Origin of the sequence: Enterobacter sp. 301B (assembly GCF_003850715.1) — a bacterium.
In the GTDB taxonomy this organism is placed as follows: Bacteria; Pseudomonadota; Gammaproteobacteria; order Enterobacterales; family Enterobacteriaceae; genus Enterobacter; species Enterobacter intestinihominis.
Genome location: NZ_PQTC01000029.1, coordinates 16,547 through 32,940 on the forward strand (window position 1 = coordinate 16,547; position 16,394 = coordinate 32,940).

Below are 16,394 nucleotides of genomic sequence, written 5' to 3' on the forward strand. Positions count from 1 at the left end.
CGCTTCGAGTTTTGTGGAGAGTCATTTTGCGTGTCAGCCGTTCCTTAACGATCAAACAGATGGCGATGGTGTCTGCCGTCACAATGCTGTTTGTCTTCATCTTCTGCGTCATTTTGCTGTTTCATTCCGTACAGCAGAATCGCTATAACACGGCTTCGCAACTGGAAAGTATTGCCCGCTCGGTGCGGGAACCCCTGTCGGCCTCGATCCTGAAAGGGGATATCCCCGAGGCGGAATCCATCCTGAAGCGCATTCAGCCCGCCGGTATCGTGAGCCGCGCCGACGTCGTGCTGCCGAACCAGTTCCAGGCGCTGCGGATGAGCTTTATCCCGGAGCGTCCCGTCCCGATGATGGTGATGCGCCTGTTTGAACTGCCGGTGCAGATTTCCCTGCCTCTCTATTCCCTGGAAAGACCGGCTAACCCGCAGCCGCTGGCCTATCTGGTACTACAGGCGGACTCGTACCGCATGTATAAATTCGTCATGAGTTGGGTTGCTACGTTAGTGACTACTTACTTACTTTTAACCTTAATGTTGAGCGTGGCGCTGACGTGGTGCATCAACCGGTTAATTGTGCATCCGTTGCGCCGCATAGCCCGGGAGCTGAATGACATCTCTCCGCAGGAGCATATGGGGCATCAGCTTCCCTTGCCGCGTCTGCATCACGACGATGAAATCGGCATGCTGGTCCGCAGTTACAATATCAACCAGCAGCGTGTCCTGCGTCAGCAGGAAGAGGTCAGTAATAACGCCACCCGTTTCCCGGTTTCCGACCTGCCAAACAAAGCGTTTTTAATGGCCCTGCTGGAGCAGACCGTCGCTCGCCAGCAGACCACCGCGCTGATGGTGATTGCCTGCGAGACCTTGCAGGACACGACGGGCGTGCTGAAAGAGAGCCAGCGCGAGATGCTATTACTGACGCTGGTGGAAAAAATCAAATCTGTGCTGGCGCCGCGCATGGTACTTACCCAGGTCAGCGGCTATGACCTGGTGGTGATTGCGCACGGTGTAAAAGAGCCGTGGCACGCTATTACGTTAGGTCAGCAAGTACTCACTGTCATAAATGAGCGGCTACCCATTCAGGGTATCCAGCTTCGCCCAAGTGCCAGCATTGGTATCGCAATGTACTACGGTGGTCTGACCGCCGAGCAGTTATACCGTCGGGCTTTCTCAGCAGCGTTTACCGCGCGCCGAAAAGGCAAAAACCAGATCCAGTTCTTTGATCCGGAGCAAATGGAAAAAGCCCAGCAGCGCCTGACGGAAGAGAGCGACATTCTGACGGCGATGGACAATCGCCAGTTTGCGCTCTGGCTACAGCCGCAGGTGGATTTGCGCACGGATGAAGTGACCAGCGCCGAAGCGTTGCTGCGCATGCAGCAGCCGGACGGCACGTGGGAGCTGCCTGAGGGGATGATCGAACGTATCGAGTCCTGCGGCCTGATGGTCACCGTCGGATACTGGGTGCTGGAAGAGTCGTGCCGCCAGCTTGCGGCCTGGCAACAACGGGGCATCACGCTGCCGCTGTCGGTGAATCTTTCTGCGCTACAGCTGATGCACCCGACTATGGTGCCGGATATGCTCGAGTTGATCCATCGCTACCGCATCCAGCCCCACACGTTGATCCTGGAAGTCACCGAGAGCCATTGTATTGACAATCCTGACGACGCTGTCGCCATTCTGAAACCGCTGCGTAATGCCGGGATCCGCATTGCGCTTGACGATTTTGGTATGGGGTATTCCGGCCTGCGTCAGCTCCAGCACATGAAAACCCTGCCGGTGGACGTCCTGAAAATCGACAAAACCTTTGTGAAAGGGCTGCCGGAGGATTGCAGCCTGGTGCAGGCCATTATCCAGATGGCGCACAGCCTGAACCTGCACGTGACTGCCGAAGGTATTGAGGCCGAAGCCCAGCGCGAGTGGCTGGCTGCGGCGGGTGTGGAGAGCGGTCAGGGCTTCCTGTTTGGCCGCGCCGTGCCGACGGATACCTTTGAGCGACGCTATCTCGCCGACGATGGCAATAACGCAAAAGTGTAATTTTGTTGCTGGCTTGTGCGAGCCAGCTCAAAGTTCTTAACATTTGTGTTTCAAATTTGAACCCCGTTTATTTCTGTCCTGTTATGTGGGTGTTATTTTAAAGCCGCAGGTTAACCATAACCTTACAAAGCCTGTAGTTATTCTTTCCAGGGACACCCTATGAAAACCTCACTCTTCAAAAGTCTTTACTTCCAGGTCCTGACAGCCATCGCCATCGGTATTCTGCTCGGTCACTACTACCCGGAGCTGGGCGCGCAAATGAAACCGCTTGGCGACGCGTTCGTTAAGCTCATCAAAATGATCATCGCGCCGGTCATCTTCTGTACCGTGGTGACCGGTATCGCCGGCATGGAAAGCATGAAGGCGGTCGGGCGTACGGGGGCGGTTGCCCTGCTGTACTTCGAGATTGTCAGTACGATCGCGCTGATTATCGGCCTGATTATTGTCAACGTGGTACAGCCTGGCGCGGGCATGAACGTTGACCCGGCCACGCTGGATGCGAAAGCGGTGGCGGTTTACGCTGAACAGGCGAAAGATCAGGGGATTGTTGCCTTCCTGCTGGACGTGATCCCGAGCAGCGTGATTGGCGCGTTCGCCAGCGGAAATATCCTCCAGGTACTGCTGTTTGCCGTGCTGTTTGGCTTTGCCCTGCACCGTCTTGGCAGCAAAGGCCAGCTGATTTTTAACGTCATTGAAAGCTTCTCGCAGGTAATCTTCGGCATCATCAACATGATTATGCGTCTGGCCCCGATTGGTGCCTTTGGCGCGATGGCCTTCACCATCGGGAAATACGGCGTCGGCACGCTGGTACAGCTTGGCCAGCTGATTATCTGCTTCTACATCACCTGTATTCTGTTTGTGGTGGTGGTGCTCGGCTCCATCGCTCGTGCGACCGGCTTCAGCATCTTCAAATTTATCCGTTACATTCGTGAAGAGCTGCTGATTGTCCTCGGCACATCCTCTTCTGAGTCCGCGCTGCCGCGTATGCTCGATAAAATGGAAAAGCTGGGCTGCCGTAAGTCAGTGGTGGGGCTGGTTATTCCTACGGGCTACTCCTTTAACCTGGACGGCACCTCGATTTACCTGACGATGGCGGCGGTCTTTATTGCTCAGGCCACCAACAGCCACATGGATATCTTCCATCAGATTACGCTGCTGGTCGTCCTCCTGCTCTCCTCGAAAGGGGCGGCGGGCGTAACGGGTAGCGGATTTATCGTGCTGGCGGCCACTATCTCAGCGGTTGGACATCTGCCGGTGGCGGGTTTGGCCCTGATCCTCGGTATCGACCGCTTTATGTCTGAAGCCCGCGCGTTAACCAACCTGATTGGTAATGGTGTGGCGACGGTTGTGGTGGCGAAGTGGGTAAAAGAGCTGGATCACAAGAAACTTAACGATACGCTGAATAATCGCACATCTGAGGACAAAACCCCCGGTTTATCCTCTTAATCCCTCATAAATGCCCGTATTCCCTTGTGGGGATGCGGGCACCTGCGCATAATAACCGCTCAAACCTGTCATATTTCGACAAAATTTTTTTGGGTATATTTCGCTTCCGCCCGTGACGTTTAGCCGAACACGCTGTCTAATCGGAAGGTTTTCATCGTCATCTTTGAGTGCTCACGTCGCGAGACACTCTCTTTAACCAGGAATGTTGATCAGGGGTTCACATGCAGGGCACAAAAATTCGACTCTTAACCGGCGGTTTGCTGATGATGGCAGCAGCCAGTTATGTGCAGGCAGATGCGCTCCAGCCAGACCCGGCCTGGCAACAGGGAACACTGGCGAACGGATTCCAGTGGCAGGTGTTATCCACTCCGCAACGTCCGAGCGATCGCATTGAAATTCGTCTGGCTGTGAATACCGGCTCCCTCACTGAAAGCACCCAGCAGACCGGCTTAAGCCATTTTATTCCTCGACTGGCGCTCACCCAGAGCGGCAGTTTGCAGGCGGTTCAGGTGCGTTCTTTATGGCAACAGGCCATCGATCCTAAACGCCCGCTGCCCCCGGCTGTGGTCTCCTATGACTACACCATGTTTAATCTGAGCCTGCCCAACAACCGTAACGATCTGCTTAAAGAAGCGCTTACCTATCTTTCTGATGCGACCGGCAAACTGGCGATTACGCCTGAGACCGTAAACTATGCGTTGAGCAACAGCGACATGGTGGCGACCTGGCCGACGGATACCAAAGAAGGCTGGTGGCGCTACCGCCTGAAAGGGTCCACGCTGCTTGGCCACGACCCGGCAGAACCGCTGAAACAGCCGGTGGATCCAGAGCAGGTGAAATCTTTCTACCAGCAGTGGTACACCCCGGATGCCATGACCCTCATTGTAGTGGGCAACGTGGACAGCCGTGCGGTGATAGAGCAGATCAACAAAGCCTTTGGCGATCTAAAAGGGAAGCGTGAAACGCCCGCCCCTGTTCCTACTTTGTCCCCGCTGCGTCCTGAGACGGTCAGTATCATGACGGATACCGTGCGTCAGGATCGTCTTTCGATGATGTGGGATACCGCCTGGCAGCCGATCCGCGAGTCCTCGGCGCTGTTGCGTTACTGGCGTGCGGACCTGGCGCGTGAAGCGCTGTTCTGGCATGTTCAGCAGACGCTCAGCAAGAACAACGTGAAAGACATTGGTCTGGGCTTTGACTGCCGCGTGCTGTTCCAGCGCGCCCAGTGCGCCATTAACGTCGAATCGCCGGGTGATAAGCTGAATGCCAATCTCGGCGTGGTGGCGAAAGAGCTGGCTAAAGTGCGTAAAGAGGGCCTGTCTGAAGAGGAATTTAACGCGCTGGTGGCGCAGAAATCCCTCGAATTGCAGAAACTGTTTGCCACCTATGCCCGCGCCGATACCGATATCTTAATCAGCCAGCGCATTCGCTCCTTACAGAATCAGGTCGTAGACATCGCGCCGGAGCAGTATCAGAAATTGCGTCAGGATTTCCTGAACGGTCTGACCGTGGAGATGCTGAATCAGGATCTGCGGCAGCAGCTGTCTCAGGATATGGCGTTGATTCTGTTGCAGCCGAAAGGTGAGCCGGAATATGACATGAAAGAGTTAAAGGCCACCTGGAACGCCATCATGGCGACGCCGTCGCAGCCAGTACAGGCGGCGGCCGATGATTTGCACCAGGATGCGAGCGATATTCCGCAGGGCCAGTAAGGCCCTGCGTTCCCTCTCCCTGTGGGCTGAGGGATTTTATGCAGAAGCAATAAAGTTGCTTTCTAAATGACTGAGGGCTGTCAGCGATGCCCTGGTCCGGCTGTAAATCGCTGAGGCGTTTGCCTTCCGGCCGGGGCGAGGCGCAGGGATGCGCCGAGAGGGCGGCTTTACAGGGACGTTGCCTCCGCCCGTACCCGATAAGCCGGAAGGAATAAGCCGAGGTCACCGCGAAGCGGCGATTTACCGCCGGGAGCCCGGGTCGCCAGGGTGGTGGCGACTGAGCCACCCTGGCACGTTCACCGGTCATGTCGTTACAGAGTAGCAAGGAACATAAAGTGAACGGAATGACCACCACCGCCGTATGTTCCCCTCACCCTCACCCTCTCCCCGGAGGGGCGAGGGGATTGCTCAGTGCTCGCATTAATTTGTGGGGAACCCTCAGCCCTGTGGGAGAGGGTTAGGGTGAGGGCATCAGCCCGCCCATTCCTTAAGCAGGCATCGCCTCGCGCGGAATAATCGCTCCGCGATACTGAATCACCGTGCTGGCCGTCAAGTGTCCGCGCTGCGCTGCCGCTTCTGGCGTACCTCCCGTCAAACGTACCGCCAGATACCCCGCGCTGAAAGAATCGCCCGCCGCAGTGGTATCGATCACTTTCTCTTTCGCCAGCTTCACCGCCGGCACCTCTGTCACGGCTTCACCCGCCACCGCCACCAGGCAAGACTCCGCCCCGCGCTTAATCACCACTTCGCTGACCCCAGCGGCCTGCGTCCGGGCGATGACCTCATCAACCGGCTTTTCACCCCACAGGGCATCTTCATCGTCCAGCGTCAGGAAGGCGATATCGGTGCATTCCAGCATCTGCTGATACACCTGCTGCGTCTCTTCACGGCTGGCCCAGAGGCGCGGACGGTAGTTGTTATCGAAAATCACCTTACCGCCGTTGGCACGGCATTCGCGCAGCAGTGACAGCAGCTTTTCACGGCTCTGCTGGCTCAGGATCGCCAGGCTGATCCCGCTCAGGTAGAGGTAATCGAAGGTGGCCAGCTCTTCGCAAATCGCAGCGGCGGCATCGCTTTCCAGCCAGAATTTGGCAGCCGCTTCATTACGCCAGTAATAGAAGGTGCGCTCGCCGGTACTGTCGGTTTCGATGTAGTACAAACCCGGCAGACGGTTTTCCATTCGCTGGATCAGCGAAGTTTCAACGTTTTCACCCTGCCAGGCCTCCAGCATCTGCTGGCTGAAGCTGTCCGTTCCCAGCGCGGTAACGTAGCTCACGCTCAGCGCGTCGGGGGCGACCTGACGGGCAATGTAAACGGAGGTGTTCAATGTATCGCCGCCAAAACCGCGGCTGACTTCCGCGCCTTTCTGGGACAGCTCAATCATGCATTCGCCAATCACGGCAATTTTCTTAGACATAGTCGTGAACCTGAACAGAGTAATTAAGGGTAGTGTGCGCTGTGTGTTTTTTACGGTCAACCATATTAAAACGACGTTCCATTATTTTTTTTGAGCCAGCGCGTGTTCCGGCATATTTCTGTCATCTTAATTTCATTTTCCCGCTGAATTGAACATAAAGTTCTCACCTGGCGGGCCGATAACTCAGTGACGAGTCCAGAAAGGCTATCCCATACAACAGGACATCCGAAATGAAGTCAGAGCAGGTTATCCAGCGGCTGAGCACTACGCCTGAGGCAAGTATTGAGAACTTGCAGGAGCATCGCTACTGGCTGCAATGTGAGCGAGCGTACACCTATCAGCCTATCTACCGTACTGACGGTCGGTTAATGGCAATTGAGGTGTTAACGGTCGTCACTCATCCATCGAACCCTTCGCAGCGTATCGCGCCGGACCGCTATTTTGCGGAGGTTGCCGTGCGTCAGCGCATCGACGTGCTGGAAGAGCAGTTGAGAATGCTGGCGACGAAGCAGGCGTTCTTCGAGCAGCACGGTATTCTGGCTTCGGTGAACGTGGATGGCCCAACCCTGATGGCGTTACGTCAGAATGCGACGCTGCAGGCGCTGATTGCCACCTTGCCGTGGATGCGCTTCGAGCTGGTGGAACATGTTCAGCTGCCGCAGGACTCCTCATTTGCCTCGATGTGTGAGTTTGGCCCGCTGTGGCTGGATGATTTCGGTACCGGTATGGCCAACTTCTCCGCCCTGAGCGAAGTGCGTTATGACTACATCAAAGTGGCCCGCGATCTGTTTATCATGCTGCGCCAGACACCGGAAGGACGGAACCTGTTTACGATGCTCCTGCAACTGATGAACCGCTATTGCCAGGGCGTCATTGTGGAAGGCGTAGAGACGCTGGAAGAGTGGCGCGACGTGCAAAATTCTCCGGCAGCGGCGGCACAGGGTTATTTCCTCTCTCGTCCTGTCCCCATGGATACCCTGGAAAAGGTGATAACCACCCTCTGATCTGCCCGCTTCCCTTTGTCTGAACTATAGTTTTAAAGGCAAGTTCATCAGGAAAGGGGACAACAATGACAAAAACAACCAGGGTGATTTCCTGGACAGCAGGGATTTTCTTGTTGCTGATCGTGGTCTTAATCATCATTATCGCCACGTTTGACTGGAACCGCCTCAAACCGACCATCAACCAGAAAGTCTCGACCGAGCTAAACCGCCCCTTCGCAATACGTGGCGATTTGGGGGTCGTGTGGGAGCGTCAGAAAGAGGAAACCGGCTGGCGAAGCTGGGTGCCCTGGCCGCACGTTCACGCTGACGACATCATTCTTGGCAACCCGCCGGACATCCCCGAAGTGACCATGATCCACCTGCCGCGCGTGGAAGCCACGCTGGCGCCGTTAGCCCTGTTAACCAAAACGGTGTATCTGCCGTGGAGCAAACTTCAGCAGCCCGACGCGCGGCTGATTCGCCTGTCGGAGAAAACCAATAACTGGACGTTCGATCTCGCCAGCAGCGGCGATAAAGATCCGAATGCGCAGCCCTCTTCGTGGTCCTTCCGCCTCGACAATATTCTGTTCGATCGGGGGCGGATCGCCATTGACGATAAAGTGAGTAAGGCTGACGTGGAGATCCTCGTCGATCCGCTGGGCAAGCCGCTGCCGTTTAGCGAAGTGACGGGCAGCAAAGCCAAAGGCGATGACAGCAAAGCCGGCGATTACGTCTTCGGCCTGACAGCGAAAGGGCGCTACAACGGCCAGCCGCTGACCGGTAAAGGCAAAATCGGCGGCATGCTGGCGCTCAGGAGTGAGGGCACGCCGTTCCCGGTGCAGGCGGACTTCCGCTCGGGCAATACCCGCGTGGCGTTCGTGGGCACGGTTAACGACCCGATGAACATGGGCGGCGTCGACCTCCAGCTTAAGTTTGCCGGGGATTCGCTGGGTGAACTGTACGATCTCACCGGCGTGCTGCTGCCGGATACCCCGCCGTTTGAAACGGACGGGCGGCTGGTCGCAAAAATCGACGCTGAAAAATCGTCCGTCTTTGACTACCGGGGGTTCAACGGCCGCATCGGCGATAGCGATATACACGGCACGCTGACCTACACCACCGGAAAACCGCGCCCGAAACTGGAGGGGGACGTTGAATCCCGCCAGCTGCGTCTGGCCGATCTTGGTCCACTGATTGGCGTAGATTCGGGTAAAGGCACGAAGTCAAAAGAGGTCAAAAAGGACGCTCAGCCTGCGGGTAAAGTGCTGCCCTATGACCGCTTCGAAAACGACAAGTGGGACGTAATGGATGCGGACGTGCGCTTCAAAGGACGTAAAATTGAGCATGGCAGCACGCTGCCGTTGAGCAACCTCTCGACCCATATCATCCTGAAAAACGCCGATCTGCGCCTGCAACCGCTGAAGTTTGGCATGGCCGGGGGAACCATTTCCTCGAATATCCACCTGGAGGGGGATAAAAAGCCGATGCAGGGAAGGGCGGAGATCCAGGCGCGTCGTCTGAAGCTGAAAGAGCTGATGCCGGACGTGGAGTTGATGCAGAAAACCCTCGGTGAGATGAACGGCGATGCGGATATTCGCGGCACGGGTAACTCTGTGGCCGCGCTGTTAGGCAGCGGAAACGGCAACCTGAAGCTGCTGATGAACGACGGGCTGGTGAGCCGTAACCTGATGGAGATCCTGGGGCTGAACGTCGGTAACTTCATTGTCGGACAAATCTTCGGAGACGATGAAGTGCGCGTAAACTGCGCGGCGGCAAACGTGGACCTGGTCAACGGTGTGGCGCGTCCGCAGATTTTCGCATTCGACACGGAAAACGCGGTTATCAACATCACCGGTACCGCCAGCATGGCGTCCGAGCAGCTGGATTTAACCATCGATCCGGAAAGTAAAGGCATTCGCATCATCACCCTGCGCTCGCCGCTCTACGTTCGCGGGACCTTCAAAGATCCGCAGGCGGGCGTGAAGGCCGGGCCGCTGATTGCGCGCGGTGCGGTTGCCGCCGCCCTCGCCACGCTGGTCACCCCTGCGGCGGCGCTGCTGGCGTTGATTTCGCCGTCAGAAGGCGAAGCGAATCAGTGTCGGACGATTTTGTCGCAGATGAAGAAGTAAGGTGTGGCCTGTTCTTGCCGGGTGACGCTGCGCTTACCCGGCCTACATGTGAATCGTAGGCCGGGTAAGGCGTAGCCGCCACCCGGCATTCGCTTACAGAGTCTGATGCTTAGTTTCGTGCGTCAGCAGCAGCGCAATCAGCGTCAACGCTGCCATGGCAGCCAGATAGACACCCACATAGAACAGACCATAGTTCGCCTGAAGCCACGTGGCGATATACGGGGCCACCGAGGCGCCCAGAATAGACGAAACGTTATAGGAGAACGACGCGCCGGTATAACGCACTTCAGTCGGGAACAGCTCCGGCAGCAGCGCGCCCATTGGGCCAAAGGTCAGCCCCATCAGGCTCAGACCAATCAGCAGATACGCCATCACCAGCGCAGGGCTACCTGAACCCAGCAGCGGCGGGAAGACAAACAGTGCGAACAGGATGATCAGCGAGGTGATGACGATCATGCTTGAACGACGGCCAAATTTATCCGCCAGCAGGCCCGCGATGGGCACCATCACGCCAAATCCAATAACCGCCATCATCAGCATCCACAGCACTTCGTTACGCGGCAGGCCCAGTCCGACCGGTACGGCGGCGGTACTGTAGGTCATGGAGTACACGGTCATGATATAGAACAGCGTGTAGGTCGCCAGCATGATGAACGTACCCAGCACGGTCACGCGGAGGTGTTTGGTCAGCAGCGTCCCCAGCGGAACTTTAACCTGCTTTTTCGCCGCGGCGACTTTAGCGAAGACCGGCGTCTCGTGCAGCGACACGCGCACGTACAGGCCAATCAGCACCAGCACGGCAGAGAAGACGAACGGAATACGCCAGCCCCAGCTCATGAACTGTTCATCGGTCAGCAGCCAGGAGAGGAGCAGGAAGGTGCCGTTCGCGAAGAAGAAGCCAATCGGCGCGCCGAGCTGTGGGAAAGAGCCATACAGGGCACGCTTACGCGCCGGGGCGTTCTCGGTCGCCAGCAGCGCCGCGCCGCCCCATTCCCCGCCCAGCCCCAGGCCCTGACCAAAGCGCGCCAGCGCCAGCAGCACAGGCGCCAGAATGCCGATAGTTTCATAGGTCGGCAGCAGGCCGATGGCGACGGTGGAGATCCCCATCGTCAGCAGCGAGGCAACCAGCGTCACTTTACGACCGACGCGATCGCCAAAGTGGCCAAAGACCGCTGAACCTATAGGACGCGCAACGAAGGCGATAGCAAAGGTAGCTAAAGACTGTAGCGTGGCTGCCGTCGGGTCGCCCTGCGGGAAGAAAATATGCGGAAAGACAATGACCGCAGCGGTGGCGTAAATATAAAAGTCGAAGAACTCAATGGCGGTGCCAATCAGCGATGCGACGACGACTTTATTGCGGGAGTTGACCGGAACGTGTTCCGCCCCTTCGTTAAGTGTGGTGGCTGTTGCTTGCATAATATTTTCTTATTTTTGGACGAACGAAGGGCCATATTAGGCACAGCAAAAGCGACATTTCAATCTGTAACAAAGGCGTGACATGGTCATAAAAGCAACAAAAAGCGGATAATTTTCAGGCCAGCGAAAACACTTCCATGAAATGCTTCACACATTTTAAATATCAGTCATTAAAACTGGTTTTGAGTTAAATAAAAGTTACGGTCTGGATTTATATGCTGAAATGATGAATCGGGCTGAAATATCAGCCCGACAGGACATCAGTGGTGGGTTTTTCCCGGCATGCGCGGGTCGTCTTTATACTCTGCGGTGGCGATCCACGCTGCACAGAACAGCGTCAGGCGTGCGAAGAAATAGAAGAAGGCCATCAGCCCCAGCACCGAACCAAAGGCCGCGCCGGAGGGGGACTTCACCAGCGATGGCAGCGTATAGGTCATCACAATTTTGATCACCTCAAAGCCAATGGCGGCAATCAACGTCCCACGGATCAGCGCCTTCTTGCGCGGCCGATGGCGGGGCAAACGCCAGAAGATCCAGAAGAACAGCAGGTAGTTAGCAAAGATGGAGATAGCAAGCCCTATACCGCGCCAGGCCGGTTTCAGCCATTCAATGTAGTCCAGATACAGCGCGGAGATAATCATCTGCTGCGCAGAACCGGCGACCGAGGTGATAGAGAGCGTGATGACCAGCGCCACCAGCAGACCAATCAGCGAGATAAAGTCGCGCAAATACTTCACCCATATCTTCTCCTGATCCTGCGGCGTACGCTCCCAGACGTCACGCGACTGGGCGCGAATGGCTTCACGCAGGTTGCCCATCCAGTTAACCCCGGAATAGAGCGCAATCAGCAACCCGACGATACCCACGGTGGTACGCTGCTGCACGGCGGTGTTGATGGTGCTTTTGAGCGTCGTGGCGAGCGTCTGGTCGCTGACGTTGGTCAGGATCTTATTGAAGATGTCCTGCAACAGCGTCGGGTGAGACGCCAGAACAAAACCGGCGGCAGCAAACGACACCATCAGGATGGGGATCATCGACAGGAAAGAGAAGTAGGTGATCGCCGCGCCAAACTGATTTCCCATGCGGTCGTTAAAGCGCTCAGCGGCGCGGATCAGGTGAGCAATCGCGGGTATCTGCTGAATTTTTTCGGCTATGCCGGTCACGGTGCCCAGCGCTTTGCTGGTCGTTCCAGGCTCCTTCGGCGCTTCAGGCTCGTTATCCATCTTTTTGATGGGTTCATAATCTAAATGTTGAGTCGGTCGTTGCGGGTTATTTTCCGGCGTCACGCGCATTTTCCTTTTCGTTGAGCTGGATGTTACTGAATTATAGCTTGCGACTAGTCCACGTAACTTTTTGTGAGTTCGGTAAGCCACTCCATAAACACATGCACCCGACGGGAGAGGTTACGGCGGTGGGGATAAATGAGGGAGACGGGCATTGGTTCAGCCCGATTTTGCGGCAGGATCTCAACGAGTTTTTTCGTGCGCAGGGCATCACGCACCCCGACGCGCGGGACCTGAATAATGCCAAGCCCGGCGATACAGGCGGCCTGGTAGGTTTCCGTGCTGTTAACCGTCAAAACGCCTCCCGTTTTTATCCACTGGGTCGCGCTGCCGTTGAAATACTCAAAACCCAGAGGACGGGTGCCCAGCGTGGCGGAGTAATGAATGAGGGCGTGTGAGCCCAAATCATCCAGCGTCTCAGGGTAGCCGAATCGCGTGAGATAATCCGGGCTGGCGCAGTTAATCACTGAAAGCTTCCCAAGCGGGCGGGCGATAAGCCCGGAGTCCTTCAAGTTTCCCACGCGAACCACGCAGTCAAATCCTTCGCGGATGACATCGACCAGACGATCGCTGCTGCTCAGCTCAAGCTCAATGCCGGGAAACTGTTGTAAAAATGCAGGCAGTTTCGGAATGACGACATTTCGTGCAATGGCAACGGGCATATCCACACGTAGCCGACCGCTGATGGTGGAAGGGTCGTGCAGAAACATGCCGTCCAGTTCGTCCAGATTCATCAGCAGATCTTTTGCGCGTTCGTAATAAACCATGCCGTCCTGCGTCAGGCTGACGCGGCGGGTAGTGCGGTGCAGCAGTTGAGTGCCAAGCGCGTTCTCCAGCGCCTGGATCTGCCGCGAGACACTCCCCTTCGGCAGGCTTAACGTCTCCGCCGCGCGGGTAAAACTCTCCAGTTCCGCGACGCGAAGGAAAAGCTGCATTGCGTATATTTTATCCATAGATATGGGTCATTGTTGTTTGAAATGAAACAGTGAAGCGTTGGCGGCACTATTTATTGATTTTCTACCATCTAATAAGCTCATTCTCAATCTTCATCGCAGTCGAAACGAGGTGAATTATGCGTGAACGTATTGCATTAGTGACGGGCGGTAGCCGCGGCCTGGGTAAAAATGCGGTTTTGAAGCTTGCTGCGGAAGGGACAGATATCATCCTGACCTGGAACAGCAGTCAGCAGGAGGCGCAGGAAGTTGTACGCGAAATTGAGGGAAAAGGTAGAAAAGCGGCAGCATTGCAGCTTAACGTCGGCGATACGGCAAGTTTTGCGCGCTTCGCTCAACAGGTGAAGGAAACCCTTGCACACGTCTGGCAACGTGACACCTTTGACTATTTAGTGAACAACGCAGGTACAGGGTTATACGCACCCTATACCGAGACGACAGAAGCGCAGTTTGATGATGCGGTGAATATTCACTTCAAAGGTCCGTTTTTCCTCACACAACAGCTGCTGCCGCTCATAAAAGACGGAGGACGGATCCTGAACGTCTCAAGCGGACTGGCCCGTTTTACTCAGCCAGGTTCAGGGGCTTACGCGGCAATGAAAGGGGCGATGGAAGTGCTGACCCGCTATCAGGCAAAAGAGCTTGGCGTGCGCGGAATTTCCGTCAATATCATCGCGCCTGGCGCGATTGAAACCGACTTTGGAGGCGGACGCGTAAGGGATAATGCGGAGCTTAACCAGCTGCTGGCCTCGCAGACGGCGCTGGGACGGGTGGGCCTGCCCGATGATATCGGTGACGCCATTGCGGCGTTGCTCAGTGACAAACTGGGCTGGATGAATGCGCAACGTATTGAAGTTTCAGGCGGTATGTTCCTGTAATGTTCAGACTTAAGGGGGAGGGAACCCTCTTAAGGAAATCCTTATAGCAGGTGTGTCTAAATGATGAAAGATATAAAGAGAGCTGGGTGAATTGTAACCTCTCCATTCATTGAGTTTTTTCTTAAAAAATGCCTCTGTAGAATCCCCCTTCGCTATTCTCAGAGGAGTAATACGATGCGAGTAATCATGTTTGACAGGCAGTCATTATTTATTCATGGAGCGAAGTGCAGTTTGCAGAAATTAATTCCGGAAATAGATTTGACAGGAACTCGTCAGACTGATGAATTATGGGCACACTTATCCGCGTCGCCTTCCGCTATCGTCATGATAGATGGGTATTTAATTCATGATAACGGTGTGGCTTTACCGGAAGAGATTATGAATCGTTTTCCAACAGCGCGCGTGGTGCTGGTGTTAACGAAAAAAGAGCCTCGCTGGGTTGAGCAAATGCTACAGCGCAACGTGGTAGCAATAATCCCTCGTAATGCGAATCCCGAACGCTTTTCCGCCGTGCTGGATTCTGTATCGCGAGGGATGGTCTGTTTTCCCGGCGAGTGGATGAACCAGCACTCCTCTCATGATGAGCTGTCATTGTTAAGTGAGCGCCAGCGTGAGGTATTGAAATTACTGGCGGCCGGAGAGTCAAATAAAGAGATAGGTCGTAATCTCAATATCAGTGCGGCAACGGTAAAAGCCCATCTTGAGACGCTTTTCCGTCGTCTTGATGTCAAAAACCGGACGCAGGCCGCGATGTACTATACCCGGGCGACGGCCTGAAGGATCTTCTCTGGCAGAGGGGAATCTTCCCCAAAACTGAAGAGCGTTAATACCAGTGCATCATGCTGCTGTTGGGTTAATGGGCGTTTGTTCATTTCCCGCAGCAGCGACTCACATAAATGAATATCATTGAAAAGCAAATTCTCCGCCTCAGTCGGCGTGATGAGGCCGTTAAATTTTTCCCACTGGCGAATCACGTGACCGTAACCTATAACCCATATTCCCTTTTCGTCACGGTATTTCTCCAGGGAAAGACCCTGCTGTTTTTTAATTAATGCGATTGCAGCAGAAGATATCTGCATTGCATAACCCGTCATAAGCGTTTCCTCTTTATGGCGGAACTATAAAGGGAAAACAGCCCGGGGAATATCCGCCAAATGGCCGTTGATCAGGTTTTACTGAACGGATATTCCTTTTTCAGTAAACCGAATAGCCAGTCGTTATGCCATTGCCCTGAAAGGAAATAACTCTCGCGCAACTCACCTTCCAGCTGAAAACCTGTTTTTTCCAGCAGTCGCCTTGAGGCGATATTTCCCGCCGTCACGGTCGCGGTGAGCCGACGGATATTGCCCTGGGTCAGCGCGAAATCACACACCGCCCGCAGAGATTCAAAGCCGTAACCTTTCCCCTGCGCAGAGGGCGCAAAGAGAAAACCGACTTCGGCACAATCTGCTTCCCGGTGCACATAGCCGGTTACGCCCAGCGGCGTCTGGCTGGCCGTCTCACGCACCACAAGGCAGAGCCAGTGCGAGCTGCCCGGTGCCCACGGCAACAGACGAGACACAAAGGCCTCCCGAATGTCAGCCTCGCTACGCTCATGGGCGACAAAACGCATCACGTCAGGATTTTGCTGTAGCGACAGAAAAAAGGGCCAGTCTTGCTCTTGCAGCGGCAAGCAGGTGAGACGCGCGGTGGTTAAGGCGGGCATGACGATCCTCCGGAGACATTGCAAATGATTATAGGGTTGTCACTTTATTTCAACAGAAAGTCAGGTATGTTTAACCTCCTATAAATAAAAAGAAAAACGACTTTTAATGCCGCTTTGGCGGTACTCATTGTCTCTCAAGGAACACAATGATGATTAGCTCATCGCATCATACCCGCGAACAGTTTGAACACTGTCTGGCGGCGATCCGCCAGGCGTCTGTTGAAATCTTACTTCTGTTGAATGTACATGTTTCTGAAGGAAAAGATCCACGCTGGTTTCTGGAACAACTGGATAGCGCCCGCCTGGGGCTGGGCGGGTGGGGCGCCGTAGCCAGAAAGCTGAACCTGACTGATGCGGAACTGACGGCCTTTCCGCTGCAATTACGCTGTGTTCAGCCGCGCTTCCCCCAGGGTGAACGAGCGGAGGATGTAGGCGAACA

Annotated in this window: 14 protein-coding genes; 8 read left to right on the plus strand and 6 right to left on the minus strand. The window is 55.3% G+C overall.

The features are described from left to right. Window positions 1-26: 26 nt before the first annotated feature. The 3 genes from hmsP to C3451_RS21315 all read left to right on the plus strand — a co-directional run bounded on the left by hmsP (window position 27) and on the right by C3451_RS21315 (window position 5,191). On the plus strand, window positions 27-2,033 hold the full coding sequence (hmsP, locus tag C3451_RS21305) for a biofilm formation regulator HmsP (RefSeq protein ID WP_063139454.1): 2,007 nt from the start codon (window positions 27-29) through the stop codon (window positions 2,031-2,033). Between the two features lie 159 nt (window positions 2,034-2,192). Further along, entirely contained in the window at window positions 2,193-3,479 is a 1,287-nt protein-coding gene (gene dctA / locus C3451_RS21310) for a C4-dicarboxylate transporter DctC (RefSeq protein ID WP_022649724.1), read from the plus strand. Between the two features lie 221 nt (window positions 3,480-3,700). Next, window positions 3,701-5,191 (plus strand): pitrilysin family protein, encoded by a 1,491-nt coding sequence (locus C3451_RS21315; protein ID WP_022649723.1) that lies wholly within the window; start codon window positions 3,701-3,703, stop codon window positions 5,189-5,191. A 487-nt stretch (window positions 5,192-5,678) separates the two neighbouring features. Here the strand turns inward: C3451_RS21315 and C3451_RS21320 are convergent, their stop codons facing one another. Next, window positions 5,679-6,608, minus strand: coding sequence for a sugar kinase (locus C3451_RS21320; protein ID WP_022649722.1), 930 nt, complete (start codon window positions 6,606-6,608; stop codon window positions 5,679-5,681). 230 nt (window positions 6,609-6,838) lie between these two features. Here C3451_RS21320 and pdeH point away from each other — a divergent pair, with 230 nt between their 5' ends. Together pdeH and C3451_RS21330 are read left to right on the plus strand one after the other, a co-directional pair. Beyond that, window positions 6,839-7,612: a cyclic-guanylate-specific phosphodiesterase gene (gene pdeH / locus C3451_RS21325; RefSeq protein ID WP_015571521.1), complete on the plus strand. Its 774-nt coding sequence runs from the start codon at window positions 6,839-6,841 to the stop codon at window positions 7,610-7,612. 65 nt (window positions 7,613-7,677) lie between these two features. Next, complete coding sequence (locus C3451_RS21330) at window positions 7,678-9,720, plus strand: AsmA family protein (RefSeq protein WP_124304404.1); 2,043 nt, start codon at window positions 7,678-7,680, stop codon at window positions 9,718-9,720. Window positions 9,721-9,813: 93 nt separating this feature from the next. Here the strand turns inward: C3451_RS21330 and C3451_RS21335 are convergent, their stop codons facing one another. From C3451_RS21335 to C3451_RS21345, 3 genes are all read right to left on the minus strand, one after another. Next, window positions 9,814-11,136, minus strand: a complete 1,323-nt coding sequence (locus tag C3451_RS21335) for an MFS transporter (protein WP_022649720.1) — start codon at window positions 11,134-11,136, stop codon at window positions 9,814-9,816. 260 nt (window positions 11,137-11,396) lie between these two features. Next, on the minus strand, window positions 11,397-12,422 hold the full coding sequence (yhjD, locus tag C3451_RS21340) for an inner membrane protein YhjD (RefSeq protein WP_022649719.1): 1,026 nt from the start codon (window positions 12,420-12,422) through the stop codon (window positions 11,397-11,399). Between the two features lie 50 nt (window positions 12,423-12,472). Beyond that, window positions 12,473-13,372 (minus strand): LysR family transcriptional regulator, encoded by a 900-nt coding sequence (locus tag C3451_RS21345; RefSeq protein ID WP_063139276.1) that lies wholly within the window; start codon window positions 13,370-13,372, stop codon window positions 12,473-12,475. Between the two features lie 119 nt (window positions 13,373-13,491). On the opposite strand from C3451_RS21345, the gene C3451_RS21350 reads away from it, so the two are divergent. Beyond that, window positions 13,492-14,250 (plus strand): SDR family oxidoreductase, encoded by a 759-nt coding sequence (locus C3451_RS21350; RefSeq protein ID WP_045622450.1) that lies wholly within the window; start codon window positions 13,492-13,494, stop codon window positions 14,248-14,250. 174 nt (window positions 14,251-14,424) lie between these two features. Then, window positions 14,425-15,027 (plus strand): response regulator transcription factor, encoded by a 603-nt coding sequence (locus tag C3451_RS21355; protein ID WP_022649715.1) that lies wholly within the window; start codon window positions 14,425-14,427, stop codon window positions 15,025-15,027. Here C3451_RS21355 and C3451_RS21360 read toward each other — a convergent pair. Both C3451_RS21360 and C3451_RS21365 read right to left on the minus strand, forming a co-directional pair. Continuing rightward, window positions 15,006-15,344, minus strand: coding sequence for a lysozyme (locus C3451_RS21360; RefSeq protein ID WP_022649714.1), 339 nt, complete (start codon window positions 15,342-15,344; stop codon window positions 15,006-15,008). The genes C3451_RS21355 and C3451_RS21360 overlap by 22 nt on opposite strands. 71 nt (window positions 15,345-15,415) lie before the next feature. Beyond that, window positions 15,416-15,955 (minus strand): GNAT family protein, encoded by a 540-nt coding sequence (locus C3451_RS21365; RefSeq protein WP_022649713.1) that lies wholly within the window; start codon window positions 15,953-15,955, stop codon window positions 15,416-15,418. 146 nt (window positions 15,956-16,101) lie between these two features. On the opposite strand from C3451_RS21365, the gene C3451_RS21370 reads away from it, so the two are divergent. Further along, window positions 16,102-16,394, plus strand: a 293-nt coding sequence (locus C3451_RS21370) for an STY4199 family HEPN domain-containing protein (RefSeq protein WP_240034222.1), incomplete at its 3' end; no start/stop codon positions are given.

Excerpts from the sequence above, each read along its gene's own strand:
- C3451_RS21320 (WP_022649722.1), bottom strand. The coding sequence starts at position 6,608 with ATGTCTAAGAAAATTGCCGTGATTGGCGAATGCATGATTGAGCTGTCC.
- C3451_RS21345 (WP_063139276.1), bottom strand. The coding sequence starts at position 13,372 with ATGGATAAAATATACGCAATGCAGCTTTTCCTTCGCGTCGCGGAACTG.
- dctA (WP_022649724.1), top strand. The coding sequence starts at position 2,193 with ATGAAAACCTCACTCTTCAAAAGTCTTTACTTCCAGGTCCTGACAGCC.
- C3451_RS21350 (WP_045622450.1), top strand. The coding sequence starts at position 13,492 with ATGCGTGAACGTATTGCATTAGTGACGGGCGGTAGCCGCGGCCTGGGT.
- C3451_RS21360 (WP_022649714.1), bottom strand. The coding sequence starts at position 15,344 with ATGACGGGTTATGCAATGCAGATATCTTCTGCTGCAATCGCATTAATT.
- C3451_RS21330 (WP_124304404.1), top strand. The coding sequence starts at position 7,678 with ATGACAAAAACAACCAGGGTGATTTCCTGGACAGCAGGGATTTTCTTG.
- C3451_RS21335 (WP_022649720.1), bottom strand. The coding sequence starts at position 11,136 with ATGCAAGCAACAGCCACCACACTTAACGAAGGGGCGGAACACGTTCCG.
- C3451_RS21365 (WP_022649713.1), bottom strand. The coding sequence starts at position 15,955 with ATGCCCGCCTTAACCACCGCGCGTCTCACCTGCTTGCCGCTGCAAGAG.
- pdeH (WP_015571521.1), top strand. The coding sequence starts at position 6,839 with ATGAAGTCAGAGCAGGTTATCCAGCGGCTGAGCACTACGCCTGAGGCA.
- C3451_RS21355 (WP_022649715.1), top strand. The coding sequence starts at position 14,425 with ATGCGAGTAATCATGTTTGACAGGCAGTCATTATTTATTCATGGAGCG.
- C3451_RS21315 (WP_022649723.1), top strand. The coding sequence starts at position 3,701 with ATGCAGGGCACAAAAATTCGACTCTTAACCGGCGGTTTGCTGATGATG.